Origin of the sequence: Kordiimonas lacus (assembly GCF_001550055.1) — a bacterium.
Lineage (GTDB): Bacteria > Pseudomonadota > Alphaproteobacteria > Sphingomonadales > Kordiimonadaceae > Kordiimonas > Kordiimonas lacus.
On sequence record NZ_LRUA01000006.1, the window covers coordinates 879,996 to 902,788 of the forward strand.

Below are 22,793 nucleotides of genomic sequence, written 5' to 3' on the forward strand. Positions count from 1 at the left end.
CGCGTTTGGCTTAAATCAAGCCCATCAGCGGAACTTATTGTTCCTTGGGAAGCCCATTGGCGGCAGGCGCCCGGCATTGCCGCGACGACCGGTCCATGGCGCGAGCTCTGTTTCTGTACGCCAGCGGTCGCTGTTGCCACCCATCGGCCATGTCAGGCCTTCTTCCTTGTGGAAGATCATCACATCGGCCATACCGCCGTCTTTGTAGCGCTGAAGGGCTACACCCTGCCCGCGCGCCAGTGTCGGCACTTCCTCGATATCGAACACCAGCAGCTTGCGGTTTTCACCGATCACAGCCACACTGTCGCCGTCTACCGGGATACAGTGGGTACCCACCACATCGCCTTTGACGTTCAGGATTTGCTTACCGCCCTTTTTCATGGCCACAGCATTGTCGGCTTCAACGATGAAGCCCTTGCCGATGGACGACGCCACAAACAGCTTGCCACCCGGTTGGTACGGCAGGATCGAAACGATCTCGTCGTTGGCTTCCATATCCACCATCAGGCGCACGGGTTCCCCGTTGCCGCGCCCGCCCGGCAGCTTGTCTGCCCCCAGCGTGAAGATTTTACCATTGGTCGCAAACAGGAAGATCTTGTCTGTGGTCTGGGCGTGGAAGCGGAACCGCTCCTCATCGCCTTCCTTGTACTTCAGCTCTTCCTCAGGCTTGGTATGGCCCTTGAGCGCCCTGATCCAGCCGCGCTTCGAGCAGACAACCGTAATCGGCTCTTTCTCAATCATGGCTTCAAGCGGCACGACTTCCGCCACAGGCGCATCGCCAAAGCGGGTCCGACGCTTGCCCAGCACTGTTTCGGGGCCGAAACGCTCCTTGATATCGCTAAGTTTGTCGCCTACTGCGATCCATTGAAGCTCTTCACTGTCCAGCAGGGCCAGGATCTTGGATTTCTCGTCCTCAAGCTTGGCGTGCTCGGTACGGATTTCCATTTCCTCAAGCTTCCTGAGGGCGCGCAGGCGCATGTTCAGGATGGCTTCGGCCTGATTGTCCGTCAGCTTGAAGGTGCTCATCAGGCTGGCTTTGGCGTCATCCTCTTCCCGGATGATGCGGATCACTTCATCAAGGTTGAGGTATGCGATCAAATAGCCGGACAGAATCTCAAGACGGCGCTCGATCTTCTCGAGACGGAAGCGATTGCGCCGCAGGAGCACATCGATCTGGTGGTCGAGGAAGCTATCCAGGATTTCCTTGAGCGACTGAACGCGCGGACGTTGGTCCAGCGCGATCACATTCATATTGAACGAGAAACGCGTTTCAAGTTCGGTGAACCGGAACAGGCTTTCCATCAGGACCTTCTCGTCCACCGTGCGGTTCTTCGGCTCCAACACGATGCGCAGGTCCTCGGCGGATTCGTCGCGCACATCCGTCAGGATCGGCAGCTTCTTGTCGCCGATCAGCTCCGCGATCTTCTCGATCAGTTTGGATTTCTGCACCTGATACGGAATTTCCGTGATCACGATGTTATAGAGGCCGCGCGGCAACTCTTCCTTTTCCCAGCGGGCACGCACCCGCAGGCTGCCACGGCCGGTCTCATAGGCGTGCAGGATGGTTTCGCGGTTCTCCACCACTTGGCCACCTGTCGGGAAATCCGGGCCTGGGATACGGTCCAGAAGGTCAGAAACCGTCACTTCACGGGCTGGATTGCGGCGCGCCTCAATAAGAAGCTGCAGGCCGTCAACCAGTTCGCCCACATTGTGCGGCGGGATGTTGGTGGCCATACCCACGGCAATACCGGATGACCCGTTCGCCAGAAGGTTCGGGAAGGCACCCGGGAACACCACAGGTTCTTCGTCTTCCCCGTCATAGGTTTCGCGGAAATCGACCGCGTCTTCCTCCAGCCCTTCCATCAGGATAGCGGCCACTTCGGTCAGGCGCGCTTCGGTGTACCGCATCGCCGCCGCGTTATCGCCGTCGATGTTACCGAAGTTGCCCTGCCCGTCCACAAGCGGGAAGCGCACGGAAAAGTCCTGCGCCAGGCGCACCATGGCGTCATAGACCGCCTGGTCACCATGCGGGTGGTATTTACCGATTACATCACCAACCACGCGGGCACATTTCTTGTAGCCGGTCTTGGGGTCCAGCTTCAGAAGCCGCATGGCATACAAGAGCCGCCTGTGCACGGGCTTGAGGCCGTCGCGCACGTCCGGCAGCGACCGGGACATGATGGTTGAAAGGGCATAGGCGAGGTAGCGTTCGCTCAGTGCATCTGCGAACGGGGCCTCGATGATGTTTTCGCTAAACTCAGGATTTGTCGTCATGGCGCCGACTATAGCAAGTGGACAGCGCGTTTCCACAAGATATTGTGGTTATCCACAGCAAAATTCACCGATGGTGGGCCGCTTGTCACCCTGAACTTGTTTCAGGGTCCACCTTGCCGGGAATTATGGGCGTAATTCAGGCTTTTGATGGATGCTGAAGCAAGATCAGCGTGGCGGCGTCCCATGCCTGGCAGAAAGCCAGACAGGGTAGCGCCCGGTACTGCGTAAATCCTCCCGAGAATCTGTCCCTTAGGTAAAACCTGACAGATGTAGTATGGTTTTTCGATCCTGAGGGGAATCATCATGTCCACCACCAAGACGCCTAACTTAGTAGCCAGAAGAACTTTTCTTTTGGCTGCTGCAGCTCTGTCTACCCAGCTCATTAGAACACCAATGGCCAAGGCGGAGACTGTTAAAAAACCGGTCAATCTGAATAAGAAGGTCAACCTGGATCACTTTATCGCAGATTGTATTGAAGCGAATAACGAAGCGGATGCCCAAATGGCTGTTCGTGAGGTTCTGGCAAAAGCGGTTTCCAAGCCGGGTGCCCTTTTGAATGCCCTTGGTGAACCGGACAAGGCGGGCATTCAGATCCTTCATCAATCTGCTGCCCTGACAATTTTCAATGCCATGTGGACACCGCAGATGAACCTGCTCCCACACAATCACTTAATGTGGGCGAACATTGGCATCTATACGGGGCGCGAGGACAATATTCTTTGGCGCAAAAACGAGCATACGATTGAGGCATACGGTGCTGAAGCTCTCTTTGAAGGCGATGTTGGCACCCTAGGCCACGATATCGTGCATTCGGTCACCAATCCCCTGCTACGCTTCACTGGCGGCATTCACATTTATGGTGGTGACTTCTTCCATACAACACGCAGTGAATGGGACCCGGAAACACTTGATGAGCGCCCTTCCGATGGCCCGGCTATCCAGGCGATGTTTGCAGCTGAAAACGAAAGACGAGCCAAGAAATGACATAGGCGTCTACGCAGGAAGCAGCACCGCCTCATGGAATAAGTGGCTAGGATTGCGCAGCACGCGCCAGCGTTGAGATAAAGCGGTCGCGGGCGGGCGGCATGCCCTTGCCGCTGACCACCCAGACATTGCGTTCCAGGAAATAGCCCGTCGTTCTGAGGCCATCGAGCGCATGGTGCTTGCTGGCGCCCGAAAGCTCGCCTTCCGTCATGAAAGGCGGCAGAGGCAGCAGCTTGCCCTTATAGGGCCCACCCGCCTCTTCGCTGACCGCCCGCCCGGTTTTGGGGGACACATATTTAAGGTTTTCGGTCGCGCCGGTGCCTGCGCATGCGCTCAGGTCAAGCCCGTAGCCCAGTTCCTTCAGTATCGCCAGTTCAAGCTTCGCCAGCGCACCCGCCCACAGGGCGATATCGCCGTCATGTTCCTGCAGGAGTCCCACAACCGCTTCAAGCCGGTCGAACAGGCCTTCGTGGCTTTCGCGTTCCGGCATGGTGCTGGCCACCACCGCAGTGATGGCCGACAGGGCCGAGATGCGGTTGCCGTCCCCCATCATCAGGCCCAGGGGGCTGTGGATCAGCTCATGAGTGAAACGGCCTAGGTTGGTCTCGATCCGGGCCCGCCAGTTCACGGACAAGCGGTTACCCACCTGCAGGTTAGCCTTGTTCTTCCGGCTCATCCCCGCCTTCACATAACCGCGCGCGCGACCATGTGACCGGGTCATCAGCTCAAGCAGTGCGTCATGCTCACCGAAGCGGGAAGCGGATAAAACAATGCCTTCATCCTGCCATTCCACGCTTTACGGCTCCCTATTCGACGAAATCGAGGCCCATGTCCTGATACATGGTGCGGTCTTCGGCCCAGCGTTCGGTCACACGCACGTGCAGGAACAGATGCACCTTGCGGTCGAACATCTCTTCAAGTTCTTCGCGCGCCATCTGCCCAAGCATCTTGAGCATGGTGCCGCCTTTGCCGATCACGATACCCTTCTGGGTCTCGCGCTGCACATGGATGACCTGCTCGATCCGCACGCTGCCGTCCTTGCGCTCTTCCCACTTTTCGGTTTCAACCGTGGTGGCGTAAGGCAGTTCGTCATGCAGACGCAGGAAAACCTTCTCGCGCGTTACCTCCGCAGCCAGAATGCGCATGGTCACATCCGCCACCTGGTCTTCCGGGTACATCCATGGGCCCACGGGTGCGCGTTTCGCCAGGAAAGCCTTCAGGTCTGCAACGCCGTCACCCTTCATAGCGGAAATCATGAAAATCTCATCGAACACGCCGGTTTCGCTGAGCTCTTGGGCGAGCGCCAAAAGGCTATCGCGACGGACAGTATCAATCTTGTTGATCGCCAGATGCACCTTGCGGCCTGCATCCTTGAGCGCCTTCACAATGCGCTCAACTTCTTCGCTGAGGCCTTTCTTGGCGTCGATCAGAAGCACGGTTTCCTCGGCGTCCTCACTGCCCTTCCAGGCAGCGTTGACCATGGCGCGGTCCAGACGGCGCTTGGGCTGGAAGATACCAGGGGTATCGATAAACACCAGCTGGGCATTATGGTCATCTTCCATCGCGATACCGGTGATGCGGGTCCGCGTGGTTTGAACCTTGTGCGTCACGATCGCTACCTTGGCGCCAACCATGGCATTCAGCAGTGTGGATTTGCCCGCGTTCGGCGCGCCAATCAGCGCAACGAACCCACAGCGGGTTTCAGGCGTGGCCGCCTCTGTCATTTTCTTTCTCCTGTAAGCGTCGCCAGCAGGTCTGCTGCCGCGGCTTGTTCGGCCTGGCGCTTGGCATTGCCTTGCGCGGTCGCCGATCCTTTGTTCTCAACAATTGCCTGGATGGTGAAGACAGGGCTGTGATCAGGCCCTGAACGGTCAAGCATCTTATAGTAGGGCAGCGGCAGGCTGCGCGCCTGACACCATTCCTGCAACTGTGTCTTGTGATCCTTGTGGACGCTGGGGCCTTCCTTCATCAGGGGCGCCCAGTGCTTGCGAATGAAGGCATCCGCCACCTCGAACCCGCCGTCCAGATACATGGCGCCAATCACCGCTTCGGTAACATCGGCCTGCACGGCTTCCTTGGTTCGTGTTCCTTCGGTTTCCGCGCCGGGCGTCAGCATCAGGTCATCAACCAGCCCGAGGCTGCGGGACATTTCAGCCAGCGTTTCGCGCCGCACCAGCGCCGTGAAGCGGCGGTTCAGCTTGCCTTCGGCTTCGCCCGGAAAGGCTTCCAAAAGCAACGTCGCGACCGACAGCCCAAGCACCCGGTCCCCCAGGAATTCGAGCCGCTGATAGTTATGCGAGCCCGAGAGCGAAGGGTGCGTCAGCGCTTCCTCGAGAAGGCTGGGGCTCTTGAAGGTGTAGCCGACAATGGTTTTCTGGTTGCTCATAGGTCTCATTATGCTCGCGCTTCATCCATCAGGCGGCGCATTTCCTTGATGGAAACCTCCAGCCCGTGAAAGATCGCCTCGCCGACCAGGAAGTGGCCGATGTTCAGCTCCATCAATTCCGGGATCGCGGCAATGGGTTTCACGGTTTCATAGGACAGGCCGTGGCCCGCGTGCATCTCAAGTCCCTTGCCGGCGCCGTAGGCTGTCGCCTTGCGGATACGCGCAAGCTCTTCCTGCTGTGGCTCGCCCGAAAGTTCACAATAAGCGCCTGTATGCAGCTCTGTGACCGGCGCACCCAGCGCAACAGCGGCATCCAGCTGGGCCTCGTCCGGGTCGATGAACAGGCTAACGCGGCAGCCTGCCTTGTTCAGGGCATCGACATAAGGCTTCAGCCGGTCAAACTGGCCAGCCACATCCAGGCCGCCCTCTGTCGTCAGTTCCTGACGTTTTTCCGGCACCAGGCACACAGCGTGCGGCTTGTGGCGAAGCGCAATCTCAAGCATTTCTTCGGTGGCAGCCATCTCAAGGTTCAGCGGTACGGACAGCACATCAGACAGCGTTGCGATATCTTCATCCGAGATATGCCGGCGGTCTTCGCGCAAGTGCGCGGTGATGCCGTCTGCGCCCGCGAGCACAGCAAGGCCTGCCGCCCGCACCGGGTCCGGATGGCGGATGCCGCGGGCGTTCCTGATGGTTGCCACATGGTCAATATTGACCCCGAGACGAAGTCTGCTCTTGTTCATTTGATGCCTCTGCGTCGCTTATTGCGACTTTTTTGCCTGTCGTCTGTTCAATCTGGCGGCATGATAGCCCGTCAGTAGCCCTTTGAAAGAAAAATAGAAAAGGAGCCACACAACGATCGCTACCGGCACGCCCCCTACAAGTAGCGGAAACACGATCGGTAGGAAAGCAGAGAGATAGGTCACCGGGTCACTTAGCAATGCGTCCCAGTTCCAGCTTGGAATTTCGGACACAACACTGTCACCCAATATCAATCCCCCAACTTGCCCGGTAAGCGCAAAGATAAAGGGGAATGTCCAGGGGTTGCCCACTGCTGTTCCGATGGCTGAGGCCAGCATATTGCCGCGCACCACCCAGGCCACAGCAAAACCCATCAGAAAATGCAGCCCCAGAAACGGTGTGAACGAGACCGCTGCACCCGATGCCACACCCGCGGCAATGCTGTGCGGCGTGCCCGGAAGCCGCGCAATCCGGTGCCAAAGATACTGACCGGCGCGCGTCAGCCCCGAGCGTGGCCACAACCACCCCAGTATCTTTTTCCACATCGGAAGCTGCTGGCGGCGCCGAAACAGCATATCGGTCTACTTTCTGTTGTGCCTTCTGGCTATCAGGCCTTGAGCCCACGGCTCCCGGGTTTGATGGCCGGGATTGTCTTCAAATCTTCTGGCAGGTCCTCAGTTTTATAGGTCGGGGCGTCGATGGTCGCGAGGGCCGTGATCGGCGCGCCCACCTCAGCTTTACCGCCGGAGCGGTTGATGAGGGCACCCGCAGCCACAACATTACCACCCCATTCGTTAATGGTCTTGATACATTCGCGTGATGACAGGCCCGTGGTGATCACATCTTCCATCATCAGGATGCGGGCACCCTTCGGGATTTCGAACCCGCGGCGCAATGCGAATTCGCCGTCCACGCGTTCTGTGAAGATGCCGTCCACGCCCAACTGGCGGGCCACTTCATAGCCCACGATCACGCCGCCCATGGCCGGGCTGACGACCAGGTCGATCTCTACACCCGTGGCTTTCAGCTTTTCAGCGAAGGCGGCGCACAGGCGGCCCGCGCGCTCAGGGTTCATCAAAACCCGCGCACACTGCAGGTAAACAGAGCTATGCAAACCGGACGACAGCTTGAAATGACCTTCAAGAAGCGCGTCTGCCGCGCGAAATTCGTTCAAAACCGCTTCCTGGTCCATGGCTGTTGCTCCTGCCTTGTGCGAATATAAAAATTGCTATAGCGCGGATAGTGCGCGCATGGCTCTAGGTCAAGTATTTTCAGGCTTTTTGCGGCGAATTGCCCACTCTATCCGATCACTCGGTCGACCCGACTGATCACCCGGCTGACGCGCAGCGCGCGGCTGATATCGTTCAGGTGCTTCACATCGCGCACTTCAACATCCACCACCATCACATAAAACTCTGGGTCGCGTTCCGGGATTTCAAGGTTGGAAATATTGCCGCCGCCCTTGGACACTGTTGCCGCAATGGACGCCAGCGCCCCGCGTTCATTGACCACTTCCAGGCGCAGGCGCCCAGTATAGAAGATGCCGTCGTCTTCACCGTCTTCCCACCTCAGGTCCAGCCACAGGTCAGGATGGTCGTCATAGTGACTCAGCATGCTGCAATCGATGGTGTGGATTTCCGCGCCTTTCCCCGGCACGCGAATGCCTACAATACGGTCGCCGCGCACTGGATGGCAGCATTCAGCGAAATGAATGGCGGATTCCTGGTTGATACCGGAGATGGGGACCGCATTGCCGCCCATTTCTTCCCAGTCGTGGTGAACTTCCGGCAGGCCTTCACCGCGCGCATCTTCCTTGAAGCCTGGGAAGGCCGCGCGCAGGATTTCTTCTTCTGTCAGCGTGCCCTGCCCCACCAGTGCATAAAGCATCTTGGCGTCATCCAGATTGAGCACCTTGGCCGCCTGTTCGATCACCCGATCTGAGAAATCAAGGCCGTTCCGGCGACAGGCTTTCTCAATAAGTGTGTGACCCAGTTGGCTGTATTCCACCTTGCGCTTGTGCTTGACGTGCCGGCGGATAGCCGACCGTGCTTTGCCGGTAATGACAAAGCTCTCCCAGCGCGGTGACGGCGACTGGCCTTTGGACGTCAGGATTTGGACCTGGTCACCATTCTGCAGCTGATGGCGAAGCGGCACCATGCGGCCATTGACCTTGGCACCCACACAGTGGTCGCCCACTTCGGTGTGCACCGCATAGGCGAAATCAACTGTTGAGGACCCGCGCGGCAGGGAAACCAGTTCGCCCTTCGGCGTGAAGCAGAAGACCTTGTCCTGGAACATCTCAAGCTTTGTATGCTCAAGGAATTCTTCGGGGTCGTTGGTGTGTTCCAGTATTTCCAGTAGTTCGCGCACCCAGCGGTACTGCGAGCCTTCAACCTGTTCGGCGCCCTGCTTGTATTGCCAGTGGGCGGCCACACCGATTTCGGCCTGTTCATGCATCTTGTGGGTGCGGATCTGGATCTCGAGCCGGTAATTCTGTGGCCCGATCACCGTTGTGTGGATCGACCGGTAGAAGTTCCGTTTGGGCGTGGAAATATAATCCTTGAAGCGCCCAGGCACCATCGGGAAGGTCTGGTGCACCACGCCAAGGGCCTTATAGCATTCTTCCACATCGTCCACTTTGACGCGGAAAGCCATCACGTCCGATAGCTGTTCAAAGGTGATGTTCTGGCGCTCCATTTTGCGCCAGATGGAATATGGCCGCTTGATCCGTCCGCTGACCTTCGCCTTGATGCCCTTATCCACCATCAGGTTCGTCAGTGCCTCGACCATGTCCTTTTCAAGATCAGGGCTTTCCTCGATCAAATAATGCAGGCGGGCATTGATCGATTCCATCGCTTCCGGGTCAAGGTGCTGGAACGACAGGTGCTCCAGCTCGTCCTTCAGCTCATGCATCCCGATACGCTCTGCAAGCGGGGAATAGATCTCGAGCGTCTCAAGGGAGATGCGGCGGCGCTTTTCAGCCTTCTTGATATAGAAAAGCGTACGCATGTTATGCAGCCGGTCCGCCAGTTTCACCAACAGCACGCGAATGTCGTTTGACATGGCCAGAAGGAACTTGCGGAAGTTTTCCGCCTGCCTGAGGCTTTCCGTCTGCATCTCGATCTTCGAAAGCTTGGTAACGCCGTCGACCAGCTCCGCCACCTTTGGACCGAACAGTTCTTCGATTTCCTCAATCGTGGCGACAGTATCCTCGACCACATCATGCAGAAGCGCTGTGGCGATGGTGTTGCCGTCCAGCTTCATGTCCGTCAGGATGCCTGCCACTTCAAGCGGGTGAGAGAAGTATGGATCACCTGACGCGCGGGTCTGACTGCCGTGTGCCTTCATGGCAAACACATAAGCCCTGTTCAAAAGCGCCTCATCGACATTCTTGTCGTAAGCCCTGACCTTCTCAACAAGCTCAAACTGACGGATCACGCGTTCTTCTCACTTCGTCTTCTAAACTAAACACCGAATAGACAGAAATAATGGTTCTGACGGATTAATCCAGCCCTTATTGAGGCTTATGGCGCTTCTTCGTCAGGCGCATAAAAAAAGCCCGACCAACAGGCCGGGCTTTTCTGGAATTCCGTTTGGAACAACGCTTATTCAGCGCTGTCTTTCTTGGCAGCGCCATCTTCCATGCCGGCCATCAGAATGGACATATCCACTTCTTCCGGCTCGTCGGACTCAACCACTTTCCTGAGGCCGTGGATCACTGATTCCATCAGGTCATCAGCCACGACTTTTTCTTCCGCGATTTCACGCAGCGACACAACGGCGTTCTTGTCGTTGTCGCGCTCCACCTCAAGCGGGGCACCGGAAGAGATTTGACGGGACCGCTGTGCAGCAGCGAGAACCAGGTCAAACCGGTTGGTTACTTTATCAACGCAATCCTCAACGGTAACGCGAGCCATGCTTTATTCTCCAATTCATCTGTCCGCCGGCCACGACAACAGCCGTCCGGCATACGAGCGCCCGCTTATACAGGCGCCAAACACCCCTGTAAAGCTTGGAATCACTATAATAGCAATCCGGTCATGCGCCAGCGGAAATTTTCTTGATTACGCCGCCACGTGCACCTGAATTAATTTCAGAGCATAGCTGCCTAACCGATTGTTTTAAAACAGGATGTACCCAGTCCGGCGCAACATCACGAAGCGGGACCAGCACGAAGTCCCGCACATGCGCGCGCGGATGTGGCACCATGGGCTCTTCAATGAAGGCCGCCGGATCATCGCTTCCTGCCAGCGCCCGCCACACGTCAAGTGACGGCAAGACCCGGTCACCAAAGCCGATAATATCGATATCCAGAGGGCGCGCGCTCCAGCGGGCGGAAGCCACACGGCCATAGGCTGCCTCCTGCTCCTTGCAAACCCCAAGCAGCGCTTCAGGGTCAAGGTTTGTTTCCAAAAGGATGCAGGCGTTCACAAAGTCCGGCACGCTTTCGTCTCCATCAAGCGTGACAGCTTTGGTACGGTAAAATGCAGACACGGCAAGTATCTCGCCAGCCCTGGACGCCAGGTCACCAATCGCAGCGCGGATGGTGTCAATAGGCTGGCCCGCCCGAGACGGCAGGTTTGCACCAAACGAAAGTGTTACCTGTTGTTTTTTCAATTGCTTACCCCGGATAACATTTACTTGAAACGGTGGATTTTTCGGCTGAAATTTACCAAACTTTAAGGCGTAGACAGCATTCTTGAATCATAGTTTGTACGCGATTTTGTTGCTGAGTGATTTTTAAATTTTGAATAGATTGGACCCCTTATGATTTTCTATCCAGAGGAGCGTCTCGGCCTTTTCATCGACGGCGCCAATTTATATGCCACTGCCCGTGCTCTCGACATGGAGATTGATTATAAAAGCCTGCGGGCTCATTTTTCAGAAAAGGGCCGGTTGATCCGCTCATTTTATTACACTGCAATCCTTGAAGACCAGGAATATTCGCCACTCAGGCCTCTCATCGACTGGCTCGACTATAACGGCTTCACGCTGGTGACCAAACCGGTCAAGGAATTCACCGACGAACACGGTCGCCGCAAGATCAAAGGCAACATGGATATCGAAATCGCGGTTGATATGCTGAATATCTCCGAAGCGCTCGACCATGTGGTGCTGTTTTCCGGCGACGGGGACTTCCGGCGTCTCTTGGAGGCCATCCAGCGTCGCGGGGTGCGGGCGACGGTTGTCAGCTCGAACCGCACCCAGCCTTCGATGATCGCCGATGAGCTCCGGCGCCAGGCCGACCAGTTCGTGGACCTTGAAGACCTGCGCGATGTGATCGGGCGATCTTCGGGTGGCACCTCGCGCCAGCCCGACCCGCGCGAGGCCTATGAAGAACTGGCGGTTGAAAGCGCCTGAGCGCCACGCTAAAGTTTAGCAGACGATCCAACAGGGCGGCTTCGGCCGCCTTTTCCGTGTCCAGAGGTCCCACAATGCCCCGATACCCGGCAGAACCAAAAGTAGGCTGCACCCGTTGCCCACGCCTTGTCGCCTTCCGGCGCAAGAACGCGCAGGCGTACCCCACCTATTTCAATGGGGCGGCGCCCAGTTTCGGGCCGGAGACGGCCTCCGCGCTGATTGTCGGCATGGCCCCAGGCCTGCACGGTGCCAACAAGACCGGACGGGTGTTCACCGGCGATGCCTCTGGCGAAATGCTATACAGCTGCCTTGCGGAAGCTGGGCTGACATCCGGCGTGTTTGAAAATGATCCCAAAGACGGCTTTGACCTTGCGGGCATCATGATCACCAACGCGGTGCGCTGCGTGCCGCCGGAAAACAAGCCGACAGCCGCTGAAGTCGCCAAGTGCCGACCGTTTCTGGAAACCCGCATCCGTGCACTTCCCAACCTCAAAGCCCTGTTCGCGCTTGGAAAAATTGCGCATGATGCCACGCTGCGCACGCTGGGGCTACGCCTGGCAGACTATCCGTTCGCCCATCAGGCCGTGCACACGCTGCCAAACGGCCTTGTTCTGGTCGATAGCTATCACTGCTCGCGCTATAATGTGAACACCAAGCGCCTGACCCGGGAAATGTTCCTGGGCGCGCTCGATGAGCTTAAGAAAGCCGCAGACCTATGATTCTGGAACACGCGATCCTGAATGTGAAAGCCGGCGAAGAAGCTGCGTTTGAAGCTGCCATGGCAGAGGCCAAAACCATCATCGCAGGCATGAAGGGCTTTAAAGGGCTGGAGGTACGCCCGTGCCTTGAACAGACGGGACAGTATCTATTGCTGGTGAGGTGGGAGACACTCGAGGATCATACGGAAGGCTTCCGTGGTTCCCCAGAATACCAGGCATGGAAGCAGTGCCTGCATCATTTCTATGCGCCCTTCCCCACAGTCGAGCATTACGCAGCGCCGATCATCACCGCATAAAAGGTAAGCGGCGGCGTCTTGGGGGACACGCCGCCGCTCATACTCGGAACGGATACTCGAAACATCAGGAGGAAAGTGGCGGATGCCTTACGCCGCCGCCACTTCGTTTGCTAGTTCGGACTGGCTGGAGAGCCAGGCTCCGACCTTATCAAGCACATCCCGGGGGCCCATATGGGCTGCGGCCCCAGGGCCTGCAACGACGGGGAACAGGCTGGCGGCCGTCGCCGCGTCACCACTTTCCACCGCCATGATCAGCGCCCGCGTCAAGTTTGGGCGCATGGCTGCAATGGTATGTGCATAAGTCCGGGGGAGGATATAGTCTGCCATTGCTTTCACCTTTGTCGTTCTAGACGACTCAATTACACTATAAATTCCTTAATTTTCAGATAAGACCACAATATATAGTGTTTCACGCGCATTTACCGGACACCAAAAACAGAGTAGAATCGACCCACAGGCAGGATTAGGAGGCTCTATGACCATCCAGCCATCAAGTATGGGGGAACAGGTCGCTTTCAAGAAAGGCGACACAATCTACGCACAAGGTGATGACAGCACCGGCGTCTATATGATCCTTGAAGGCCAGATTGACATCTGGCGTTATGAGGGCGAGCACAGTCACCATATCGCGGCCCTCGGCAGCGGTGACCTGCTGGGCGAGGTCAGCGTTATCGAGAAGAAGAAGCATTCTGTGACCGCGCGGGCATCGCGCGATACCACTGCATTGTTCATTACGGCAGAGGCCTTTCGCAAAAGCTTCGCAGATCCTCTGGTCCGCCATGTGGTGCACACACTGGCCAACCGGCTCAGGAGCTCTTACGCGGTGCAAGACGCCATCGCAGCCAAAACGGACCAGCCTGCCCACTATAAAAGCCAGCACCCAATTATCGAGGGCGAAAGTCGGCTGGTGGCCGACAAGCTGCTGACCTTTGTAGAGGTGAAGGATTTCCCCTTCAGCGTCGGAAACATCGCCAGCAAGAGCGACCATGCCGTGGTGACGCCTGCCGGCATGAAAGTGCCACTCAACAACACGCCTGAACTGTCGGACAGTCATTTCGAAGTGATCAAACGCGACGGCAGTATCTGGGTGCGGGACCTGGGAAGCCAGCACGGCACTATGGTGAACGGCCAGAAGCTGGGGAAATATACGATGAATGCCACGGCAAAACTGAAGACAGGCCGCAACCATGTAGCGGCGGGCGGGCCTGAAAGCCCCGTCAAGTTTCTGATTACCGTACCGCCGGGCGCAGGTGACGCCTAGCTCATTTCCTTCAACAGGCGGGACTTCTGGCGATCCCAGTCACGCTGTTTGACGTCCTCACGCTTGTCACGGACATTCTTGCCCTTGCCAAGGCCGATCAGAATCTTGGCCCTACCCCGTTCGGTGAAATAGATCTTGAGCGGCACCAGCGTATAGCCCTGGCGCTGCACAGCCCCCCCAAGCCGGTTGATTTCCCGCCGGTGCATCAGAAGCTTCCGTGGGCGGCGCGGTTCATGGTTGAAGCGATTACCGTGCGAAAATTCCGGGATGTGGGCATTCACCAGCCACAGTTCACCGTTTTTTTCTTCGGCATAGCTCTCGCGGATGTTGGCTTCACCGTTCCGGAGCGATTTTACTTCTGTACCCGTAAGCGCGATACCGGCCTCATATTCGCTTTCAATATGATAGAGGTGCCGCGCCTTGCGGTTATCCGCCGCGACGCGGTTTGGCAGGGTGCTCTTGCTTTTATTTTTGTTTTTGCCCGCCATGATGCTTATCCGAGTGTTACAGGCTCAAGCTCGAGATCATGCAGGATGGCATCGATGGTCGAGCGCAGCGCTTCCGTTGCTGGCAACAGCGGCAGACGAACCATGTCAGTGCCGATGCCAAGCGTTGAGCAAGCATATTTCGCCGGTGCCGGGCTGGGCTCCGCGAACATGGCGCGGTGCAGCGGCAGCAGTTTGTCCTGGATGGCAAGCGCAGTTTTATAGTCACCCGCGAGGCAGGCCGCCTGCATCTTGGCGCAAAGGCCTGGCGCCACGTTGGCGGTTACGGAAATGCAGCCCACACCGCCCATGGCGTTAAAGCCGTGCGCTGTGGCGTCTTCGCCGGACAGCTGGATGAAATCAGGCCCCATGGCTGCACGCTGGCTGGCGCAGCGGTCCAGGTCACCTGTCGCGTCCTTCACACCCACGATACGCGGCAGTTCAAACAGTTGCGCCATGGTGTCTGTGGTCATGTCCACGACGGACCGACCGGGGATGTTATAGATAACGATTGGCAGGTCAGAGGCGTCATGAACCGCCTTGAAGTGGGCATAAAGACCAGCCTGGCTCGGCTTGTTATAGTAAGGCGTCACCACAAGCGCGCCGTCCGCGCCCACTTTTTCAGCGTGCTTGATCAGACCAATGGCCTCAGATGTATTGTTGGAACCCGCACCGGCAATCACAGGCACCCGGCCATCTGCAGCCTCCACGCACAGTTCCACCACAAGCTTGTGTTCTTCGTGGCTCAAGGTAGGGGATTCACCCGTTGTACCCACGGGCACAAGCGCGCTACTGCCCTCCTTGATTTGCCAATCGACAAACTTCTGGAACGTGTCACCATCAACTTTACCGTCCGCAGTAAAGGTGGTGATAAGCGCGGGAATGGAGCCTTTAAACATACCGATGGCCTTTGTACTGACAAAATCTTGGCAAAAATCACGGCGCACCCTAACGCCGGACACCTGAAAGGGCAATAGGCCCCATGCACCGGAGGCCGCTAGATGCACGAGAATAATTCCCGCCGACAAGAAGTTTTGCTTTTCATCGCTAGCTTACGCAGCTTTTCACCTTGGAGAAACACCACACTGAAGCGAACAATTGCATCCAGCGGGTGTTTTACAATTGCTTAACTAAACTATTGATATTATTGCCAGAATCAGTGATGGTATTAGTCACCAAAGCACGCGTTCCTAGGGGGTCGAACGGAGAATTATCTTGTTCGATCGTTTCAAACTGCGCACATCCGCAACTGATGACGCGATGATATCCGCTCTCAACAAATCTCAGGCGGTGATCCACTTCAATCTTGACGGTACAATCATCTCAGCGAACGACAATTTCCTGCAGGTGATGGGCTATAGCCTTGCAGAAATCCAGGGCAAACATCACAGCATGTTTGTTGAGCCCGGCTTCGAGACAACGCAAGAATATAAAGACTTCTGGACACAGCTCAGAAGTGGCAAATTTCAGATGGCGGAGTACAAGCGGCTGGGGAAAGGCGGCAAAGAAATCTGGATTCTTGCCTCCTATAATCCCGTACTGGACGCAGCTGGCAACCCGGTAAAGGTGGTGAAATTCGCTACCGACATTACAGATGCAAAACGGCAAAACGCTGAATTTCAGGGCCAGATTGATGCGCTCAATCGCTCCCAGGCTATTATTCACTTTGAACCGGACGGCACCATTTTGGAAGCGAATGACAATTTCCTGAACGCCATGGGCTACCGCCTTGATGAAATCCAGGGCAAGCATCACAGCATGTTCGTTGCACCAGACCAGCGGGACAGCCAGGAATATAAGACCTTCTGGAAGGAACTGGGCCAGGGCGAGTTCAAGGCCGCTGAGTATATGCGAATTAGCAAGGGCGGCAGGGAAGTCTGGATTCAGGCTGCCTACAATCCTATCAAAGATCCGTCCGGCAAGGTCTATAAGGTTGTGAAATTCGCGACTGATATCACGGACCGAATGTTACGCGCTGCAGAACATGAAGGCCAGGTGGCCGCCATCAACGAGGCGCAAGCAGTGATCCATTTCGAACTGGACGGCACGATCACCTATGCCAATGAAAACTTCCTTGGCGCGATGGGCTACAGCCTTGCGGAAATTCAAGGTAAACACCACAGCATGTTTGTTGAGCCCGGCTTCGAGAAAAGCGAAGAATACCTCTCATTTTGGGAGTCGCTCCGGAAGGGCAACTTCCAAAGCGGCGAATATAAGCGCCAGGGCAAAGGTGGAAAGGAGGTCTGGATTCAAGCATCCTACAATCCAATCCTAGACCCCAAGGGCAAGCCCTTCAAGGTCATCAAGTTTGCGACGGACCGTACGGCCCAGGTGCAGATGCGGGCCGAACGCGAACGCGTTGGAAACCAGGTAGACAAAAGCCTGAGGGAAATCCAGTCTTCCGCCAATCATGTGGAAACACAGGCCACTTCAGCAGCAACGGCTTCCAAACAATCTGCCAGCACCGTGCAGACGGTGGCTGCCGCGACAGAGGAATTCAGCGCGTCAGTCAATGAAGTGGCACAAAGCATGGCCAACTCCCAAAAGTCTGTCTCCGACGCGCTGGATGAAGTGAATGCCGCAAGCAGCTCCACCAGGCAGATGGCCGAATCTGCTGGGGCCATGAACAGCATTGTTGAAATCATCCAGCAGATTGCCAGCCAGATTAACCTGCTGTCGCTGAATGCTACAATTGAGTCTGCGCGGGCTGGTGAGGCCGGCAAAGGTTTTGCCGTTGTCGCCAGCGAGGTTAAAAATCTGGCCGGCCAGGTTGCGTCGGCCACCACGACTATTTCCGAACAAATCGACGGTATCCAGGGTATCTCTGACGATGTTGTAAGTCGGCTTTCAGCCATCCAACGCCAGGTGGAAGCAGTCCATAGTTCAGTAACTGGCGTCGCTGGCGCCGTTGAGGAACAGAACGCGACGACGCATGAGATTTCAGCAAGCATCCAGCAGGCTTCTCAGGCTGTTGATAGCATCGAAGAAGCCCTTAGGGGCATCGTCGCATCCGCAGGTAAAGCGGCCGAGCTTTCAAGCGAAGGGATCGAGCTATATCGCACCCTGCGCTGACGTGTTGGCGCACCCGGCGCCGCTGTCGTCGGCGGCAAGATACAACATGCCCGGCCATTGGGGGTAAGACCAACGGTCGGGCATGTCTGAGGCTCCCCTGATCAAACCAGGGTATCAGTCAGAAGATCAGTCTCACTCGGGAGGAGTGTGCTTGGGTCACCGTCCGTGATGGGGCTGCTTCGGGTGGCCCTTCCCTCTTTTCATCCTGTGCTCTTTGGCAGCCTCGAATGCTTCATCCTTGGTGACTTCACCATTGCCATTGACATCCATCCGCTTAAAGTGGCGGAGCGCCTTGACGGCAAATTCCTCGAGCGAAACACGCTCGTCTCCGTCACGGTCATGCTTGGCGACAAAATGCAGGCGGGTCGGCTTGCCGTCAAAGCGCGCGCCGCGAGGCCCCCGAGGTGGTGGCATGTCTTCAGGGTCGAACTCTTCCCCCTGCTCTGCCATCCGTTCCTGCATCCTCTCAGAACGCTTTTCCATGCGCTCCCGGACATGCTCCGGCACCGGCATTTCCTTCGGCAGCTCGGCAAGGCTCAGAAACCCATCACGGTTCTTGTCAAACTCTCCAAACTTTTCCTGAACAATGGACATCATCTCAGCGTGCGTGATGATACCATTGCCATTCCGGTCCAGTTCCTTGAAGCGCTGTTCTATGCGCTCTTTCATATTATCTGCTGCAAGCACCCCGGTCGCGAACAGTGCCGTTGCAGAAATCGCTATCGTCTTTTTCCATACTTTCATCATTATGGTCCTCATCTTGTTGGCTCTCGTCATTTCTGCGCGTCCACTCCTTCTACGGCGTCTCATCTGCGGACCCTTCGCTGCACCTACATAAACTTTGGATTATTCACACGTCACATTTTCGCCATAGTCTTGCCCAGACGGATTTTGTGGCCTAGGGTCGCGCCCAACAAAAGCTAACAACCCAACCTAGTGAGGGCAGAAACATGAGACTTTTCGGGATTCTTTTGGCAGCTTTGGTTGCCTTCCCGGCCCACGGTGACGCCAATGAACAGACCAAAGGATCGTTCAGGGACAAATTCCGACAGCTGGAAGCCGATCTTCCCACCCCTAACGTTTATCGCACCGCTTCAGGTGCGCCGGGGCATGCCTATTGGCAGCAAGAGGTCGATTATAAGATCAAGGTGCGGCTGGACGAAAAGGCCCGCCAGATTCACGGTTCAGAGACCATCCACTATAAGAACAACAGCCCGGATACGCTGACGTACCTCTGGCTGCAGTTGGACCAGAATCGTTTCGCCAAGCACTCGGACGCCTACACCACAATGGACATGGGCGAAAAAGCATCCAAAAAGATGGGCTATTCGACGCTGCGTTTCATTGCCCGCACCGAAGGCAAGGATTGGGGTTTCAACCTCAATAGCGTGCAATCCGGTGGCAAGGACCTGAAATATACCGTGGTCGATACCATGATGCGCATCGACCTGCCCAAGCCGCTGAAGCCTGGCGCCAGCTTCGATTTCGCCATCGATTGGCATTTCAACGTGCCTGAAGGCAAGGCCATGTGGGCACGCGGCGGCTATCAGCCCTATGAGCGCCACGGCAACGACATCTATTTTGTCGCCCAGTGGTTCCCGCGCCTTGCAGCTTATACAGACCTTGCGGGCTGGGAGCATAAACAGTTCCTAGGTACTGGCGAGTTCACGCTGGAGTTTGGCGACTATGATGTCGAAATCACTGTTCCCGCCGACCATATCGTTGGATCAACCGGTGAATTGCAGAACCCGAAAGACGTGCTGACCAAGGAACAGCGGGACCGTCTTGAAGAAGCGCGCACTGCTGACCGCCCCGTCTTCATCGTGAACCGCGAAGAAGCACTGGAGAACGAAAAAGAAGGCACGGACGCCACCAAAACCTGGCACTTCAAGGCCGATAATGTGCGCGATTTCGCCTTTGCAACGTCGCGCAAGTTCGTCTGGGATGCCTGGGGCGTGAAACTGCCGGACAGCGGTCGTACTGTGATGGCCATGTCGCTCTATCCTGACGAAGCCATGCCGCTTTGGGATAAATATTCGACCCAGGCCATTGCCCACACGCTGGACACCTACAGCCGTTATTCGTTTGAATACCCCTACCCTGTCGCCTGGTCCGTGCACGGACCGATTGGCGGCGGTATGGAATATCCGATGATCACATCCAACGGCTATCCGGTGGAGATTGAGAAAAACGATGATGGTACGGAAACACGTACCTATTCGCGGCGCACCAAGTATGGGCTGATCTCTGTCGTGATCCACGAAATCGGGCATATTTATTTCCCAATGGTCGTAAACACCGACGAACGCAACTGGGCATGGATGGATGAAGGCATCAACAGCTTCTTGCAAACCATGGCAGAGCGTGAGTGGGAAGCCGATTACCCGGCTCGCCGGTCTGTACCAAAAGGCGTCATTTCCTATATGACAAGCCCGGACCAGACGCCGATCATGACACAGTCAGACAGTATCATCGGCTATGGCCCCAACGCCTATACCAAGCCTGCGGTTGCGCTGAATATCCTGCGCGAGACCATCATGGGCCGCGAACTCTTTGATTTCGCCTTCCATGAATATAGCCGCCGCTGGAAATTCAAACGCCCCTACCCGGCCGACTTCTTCCGCACCATGGAAGACGCCAGCGCCAAGGATCTTGACTGGTTCTTCCGCGGCTGGTGGTACACGACCGACCATGTGGATATTGCCGTCACTGGCGTTACCCACGCTCGCATCAACACCCAGGACCCAGAGGTCGAGAACCCGATCAAGCGCGAAGAAGACCGCAAGGACAAGGTCTATATCGGCGAGATGCGCGATCAGGCGGCAGGCTTCCAGCACCGGGTGGACCGCTTCCCGGATCTTCTGGATTTCTACAATGAAAACGACGATTTCATTGTGACAGAGAAGCAGAAGAAGGCTTATGCGGGCAAGCTCAAGGACCTCAAGGACTGGGAAAAAGAGCTGCTGAAGTTTGGCCATGAACTCTATTTCATCGACTTTGAGAATATCGGTGGCTTGGTGATGCCGCTTGTCCTCGACGTGGAATATCAGGACGGAAGCCGCGAGGAAGTTCGCATCCCTGCGGAAATCTGGCGCGAAAATGCCCAGAAGGTGACCAAGCTTCTGGTTCGTGACAAAGAGATCAAGTCAGTAACCCTTGATCCCTATCATGAAATCGCAGACGCCGATGAGACCAACAACGCCTGGCCGGCCAAGCCAGTGATGTCGCGGGTTGAACTTTATAAGCGCAAAGCGTCCCGTAACCTGATGAAGGAAGTTCTGGACGGCGAGAAACAAGCTGATTCGCCCAAGAAGGATTAATCCGGACGCACACTCGCATCCAGCAGACACAAGGGAGGCTCTGGCCTCCCTTTCTTTTTTTGCCCGTATTCTCCAAAATTTTACTTTTGGCACGGTAGTCTGGTGATGACCCGGGCTGACCACTTGACAATGACCGCGATGTGGGGTCCTTTGCCTGCGGGGTCGGAGGATTTTTTGCGGAAACTATGGCTAAGCTAGATATAGCTAAAGCAATTTTGGGATTAGCTTCATTCACGCTTCTTTTGCTTGGGCGTGGAATGGGTAGCGATGTGCCGTTTGAGCTTCCCTTGTTTATTGCCGGTCTCCTGCTTCTCGGTGCGCTGTTCCTGCTCACGCTTTATGGCATCCTGAAATCACCCCAGAGGCCGCGGGCCTCAGGTAAGGTGCTGCTGGACCCTGACCGCCTACCGGACGGCGTGGTGATTTCCGGCATTGACGGTCGCGTCTTGACGGCTAATGCCGTCGCCCAGCGCCTGATCACCAATTTCGACCCAACAAGCGATATCAAGAAGCTGTTTGATGGTTGGCACCGTGAGCTAGGTGATCGGTCCCAGGCCGACCAGGTTGTCGACGCTGTGCTGGCATCGCCAGACATCCAGTTTTCCGAACTGCTGAACCTCAAGGACGGCCGCGTGATCGAACGCAACACGCGCCCCCTTGACGATGAAGGAAAACGCATCTGGTTTCTGCGTGACATTACCCATGTCCAGCAGGCCAACCACGACAGCGCCATGCACCAGTCCATGGTGGAGGCCGATGCCGCCCGCACCGCAGAACTGGCGGAACAACTGTATCATGCCAAGGCAGAGCTCGAGGCCAAACAGGCTGAACTGCGGCGTCTTGCAAATACAGATTCCCTGACCGGCCTGCTGAACCGCCGGCGCTTTACATCCCGCGGGGAAGAAGCCGTGTCCAGTGCAAAGAACACCGAAATATGGGTGATCATGATGGATATTGATCACTTCAAGCGCATCAATGATACCTATGGCCACGCTGCTGGCGATGTGGCGATCAAGGATTTCGCCAATATTGCCAAGACCTGCGTTGGCGAAAAGGGATTTGTGGGCCGTATGGGTGGCGAGGAATTCGCCGCTATCCTGCCCGGCTCAGACATGCATGAGGCCATCCGCCTCGCAGAAGACATCCGCAAGGCGACCGCCAAAAACCAGACCGTCTGCGAGGCTGAAAAATTCCGCTTCACGGCCAGTATTGGTGTGGCCCAGTGGATGCAGGAAGAAATCACCATTGAGCCGGCCCTCGACCGGGCCGACCAGGCGCTCTATAGTGCCAAAGCCTACGGCAGAAACCGTGTCGTTGGCTTTGAATACGCGACAGCCTGATCCTTTACTTTAGAAGTTGACCTGTAATGATAAAAACACTGCGCACCTACGCCGTGCATCTGACCTTCCTTGCGCTTGCTACAACAGGCGCCTGGGCCCACAACGCTTTTGCCACGCTCACAGAAATTGAATGGAACCAAAGCGACCAGTCGCTGGAAGTAATCATGCAGATTCATGCTGAACTTCTGGAGGCGCGGGTGTCCATTGATCACGGTAGTCGGCTGAGCTTCCTGAACCCGGAACATTTTGATCTGCTGGAAAGTGGCACCGCCCCCCTTATGGCCGATCACTTGCGCATTGTGGTGAATGGCGATCCGGTAGACCTGACCTTCCTGGGGCTCGAGTACCGCGACCAGGAAGTGTTCGTGTACCTTGAAAGCGACCTGCCAGAGGCGCCGGAACGCATGGAAGTCATGAACAGCCTGCTGATCGATCGCCTGCCGGGTCAGGTCAACTCGGTCATTGCGCTGGTGAAAGGTCAACGTATTGCTGGCGACATCGCGTCCAGTGGCGAACCACTTGAATTCGAGTTCCCCTAAATATTCGTGAGGTCA

Annotated in this window: 23 protein-coding genes; 9 read left to right on the forward strand and 14 right to left on the reverse strand. The window is 56.4% G+C overall.

From position 1 onward, the window contains the following. Positions 1-24 precede the first annotated feature (24 nt). Entirely contained in the window at positions 25-2,274 is a 2,250-nt protein-coding gene (parC, locus tag KORLAC_RS12310; RefSeq protein WP_068306964.1) for a DNA topoisomerase IV subunit A, read from the reverse strand. Between the two features lie 303 nt (positions 2,275-2,577). Here parC and KORLAC_RS12315 point away from each other — a divergent pair, with 303 nt between their 5' ends. Beyond that, entirely contained in the window at positions 2,578-3,258 is a 681-nt protein-coding gene (locus KORLAC_RS12315; RefSeq protein ID WP_206594942.1) for a hypothetical protein, read from the forward strand. A gap of 46 nt (positions 3,259-3,304) precedes the next feature. Here KORLAC_RS12315 and recO read toward each other — a convergent pair whose 3' ends face one another. The 9 genes from recO to folK all read right to left on the reverse strand — a co-directional run bounded on the left by recO (position 3,305) and on the right by folK (position 11,002). Next, a complete protein-coding gene (gene recO, locus KORLAC_RS12320; RefSeq protein WP_068306966.1) occupies positions 3,305-4,051 on the reverse strand; it encodes a DNA repair protein RecO in 747 nt (248 codons plus the stop codon). 13 nt (positions 4,052-4,064) lie between these two features. Next, positions 4,065-4,982 carry a GTPase Era gene (gene era, locus KORLAC_RS12325; RefSeq protein ID WP_068306967.1) on the reverse strand — a complete coding sequence of 306 codons (918 nt, stop codon included), beginning with the start codon at positions 4,980-4,982 and terminating at the stop codon, positions 4,065-4,067. Then, the gene (gene rnc, locus KORLAC_RS12330) at positions 4,979-5,644 is read right to left on the reverse strand and encodes a ribonuclease III (protein WP_206594944.1); all 666 of its coding nucleotides are present in this window, start codon (positions 5,642-5,644) and stop codon (positions 4,979-4,981) included. The genes era and rnc overlap by 4 nt, the downstream gene beginning before the upstream one ends. A gap of 8 nt (positions 5,645-5,652) precedes the next feature. Further along, a complete protein-coding gene (locus KORLAC_RS12335; protein ID WP_068306969.1) occupies positions 5,653-6,387 on the reverse strand; it encodes a pyridoxine 5'-phosphate synthase in 735 nt (244 codons plus the stop codon). Positions 6,388-6,405: 18 nt separating this feature from the next. Then, the gene (locus KORLAC_RS12340) at positions 6,406-6,930 is read right to left on the reverse strand and encodes a DUF2062 domain-containing protein (RefSeq protein ID WP_160328630.1); all 525 of its coding nucleotides are present in this window, start codon (positions 6,928-6,930) and stop codon (positions 6,406-6,408) included. A gap of 62 nt (positions 6,931-6,992) precedes the next feature. Then, positions 6,993-7,577, reverse strand: a complete 585-nt coding sequence (gene pyrE, locus KORLAC_RS12345; RefSeq protein WP_068306971.1) for an orotate phosphoribosyltransferase — start codon at positions 7,575-7,577, stop codon at positions 6,993-6,995. A gap of 107 nt (positions 7,578-7,684) precedes the next feature. Further along, complete coding sequence (locus tag KORLAC_RS12350; protein ID WP_068306972.1) at positions 7,685-9,823, reverse strand: RelA/SpoT family protein; 2,139 nt, start codon at positions 9,821-9,823, stop codon at positions 7,685-7,687. Positions 9,824-9,990: 167 nt separating this feature from the next. Then, positions 9,991-10,302, reverse strand: a complete 312-nt coding sequence (rpoZ, locus tag KORLAC_RS19280; RefSeq protein WP_068306973.1) for a DNA-directed RNA polymerase subunit omega — start codon at positions 10,300-10,302, stop codon at positions 9,991-9,993. 121 nt (positions 10,303-10,423) lie between these two features. Then, positions 10,424-11,002, reverse strand: coding sequence for a 2-amino-4-hydroxy-6-hydroxymethyldihydropteridine diphosphokinase (gene folK / locus KORLAC_RS12360; protein WP_068306974.1), 579 nt, complete (start codon positions 11,000-11,002; stop codon positions 10,424-10,426). A gap of 150 nt (positions 11,003-11,152) precedes the next feature. Between folK and KORLAC_RS12365 the strand changes: the two genes are divergently transcribed. The 3 genes from KORLAC_RS12365 to KORLAC_RS12375 all read left to right on the forward strand — a co-directional run bounded on the left by KORLAC_RS12365 (position 11,153) and on the right by KORLAC_RS12375 (position 12,761). Next, on the forward strand, positions 11,153-11,746 hold the full coding sequence (locus KORLAC_RS12365) for a LabA-like NYN domain-containing protein (protein ID WP_068306975.1): 594 nt from the start codon (positions 11,153-11,155) through the stop codon (positions 11,744-11,746). Between the two features lie 74 nt (positions 11,747-11,820). Then, positions 11,821-12,465, forward strand: coding sequence for a uracil-DNA glycosylase (locus KORLAC_RS12370; protein WP_068306976.1), 645 nt, complete (start codon positions 11,821-11,823; stop codon positions 12,463-12,465). Beyond that, entirely contained in the window at positions 12,462-12,761 is a 300-nt protein-coding gene (locus tag KORLAC_RS12375) for an antibiotic biosynthesis monooxygenase family protein (protein ID WP_068306977.1), read from the forward strand. The genes KORLAC_RS12370 and KORLAC_RS12375 overlap by 4 nt, the downstream gene beginning before the upstream one ends. Positions 12,762-12,848: 87 nt before the next feature. Here the strand turns inward: KORLAC_RS12375 and KORLAC_RS12380 are convergent, their stop codons facing one another. After that, positions 12,849-13,088 carry a hypothetical protein gene (locus tag KORLAC_RS12380; RefSeq protein WP_068306978.1) on the reverse strand — a complete coding sequence of 80 codons (240 nt, stop codon included), beginning with the start codon at positions 13,086-13,088 and terminating at the stop codon, positions 12,849-12,851. Between the two features lie 148 nt (positions 13,089-13,236). On the opposite strand from KORLAC_RS12380, the gene KORLAC_RS12385 reads away from it, so the two are divergent. Continuing rightward, on the forward strand, positions 13,237-14,022 hold the full coding sequence (locus tag KORLAC_RS12385; protein ID WP_068306979.1) for a cyclic nucleotide-binding domain-containing protein: 786 nt from the start codon (positions 13,237-13,239) through the stop codon (positions 14,020-14,022). Here the strand turns inward: KORLAC_RS12385 and smpB are convergent. Both smpB and dapA read right to left on the reverse strand, forming a co-directional pair. Beyond that, the gene (gene smpB, locus KORLAC_RS12390) at positions 14,019-14,510 is read right to left on the reverse strand and encodes an SsrA-binding protein SmpB (RefSeq protein ID WP_068306980.1); all 492 of its coding nucleotides are present in this window, start codon (positions 14,508-14,510) and stop codon (positions 14,019-14,021) included. The two genes, KORLAC_RS12385 and smpB, sit on opposite strands and share 4 nt — an antisense overlap. Before the next feature lie 5 nt (positions 14,511-14,515). Then, positions 14,516-15,406: a 4-hydroxy-tetrahydrodipicolinate synthase gene (gene dapA / locus KORLAC_RS12395; RefSeq protein ID WP_068306981.1), complete on the reverse strand. Its 891-nt coding sequence runs from the start codon at positions 15,404-15,406 to the stop codon at positions 14,516-14,518. A 361-nt stretch (positions 15,407-15,767) separates the two neighbouring features. On the opposite strand from dapA, the gene KORLAC_RS12400 reads away from it, so the two are divergent. Beyond that, entirely contained in the window at positions 15,768-17,579 is a 1,812-nt protein-coding gene (locus KORLAC_RS12400; protein ID WP_074519481.1) for a methyl-accepting chemotaxis protein, read from the forward strand. A 156-nt stretch (positions 17,580-17,735) separates the two neighbouring features. Here the strand turns inward: KORLAC_RS12400 and KORLAC_RS12405 are convergent, their stop codons facing one another. Then, positions 17,736-18,326 (reverse strand): EF-hand domain-containing protein, encoded by a 591-nt coding sequence (locus KORLAC_RS12405; protein WP_068306982.1) that lies wholly within the window; start codon positions 18,324-18,326, stop codon positions 17,736-17,738. Positions 18,327-18,529: 203 nt separating this feature from the next. Here KORLAC_RS12405 and KORLAC_RS12410 point away from each other — a divergent pair, with 203 nt between their 5' ends. The 3 genes from KORLAC_RS12410 (at position 18,530) to KORLAC_RS12420 (ending at position 22,778) form a co-directional block, all read left to right on the forward strand. Next, a complete protein-coding gene (locus KORLAC_RS12410) occupies positions 18,530-20,899 on the forward strand; it encodes a M1 family metallopeptidase (RefSeq protein ID WP_068306983.1) in 2,370 nt (789 codons plus the stop codon). 257 nt (positions 20,900-21,156) lie between these two features. Continuing rightward, positions 21,157-22,239 (forward strand): GGDEF domain-containing protein, encoded by a 1,083-nt coding sequence (locus KORLAC_RS12415; protein ID WP_068306984.1) that lies wholly within the window; start codon positions 21,157-21,159, stop codon positions 22,237-22,239. Between the two features lie 26 nt (positions 22,240-22,265). After that, complete coding sequence (locus KORLAC_RS12420; protein ID WP_068306985.1) at positions 22,266-22,778, forward strand: DUF6702 family protein; 513 nt, start codon at positions 22,266-22,268, stop codon at positions 22,776-22,778. The last annotated feature ends 15 nt before the right edge of the window (positions 22,779-22,793 follow it).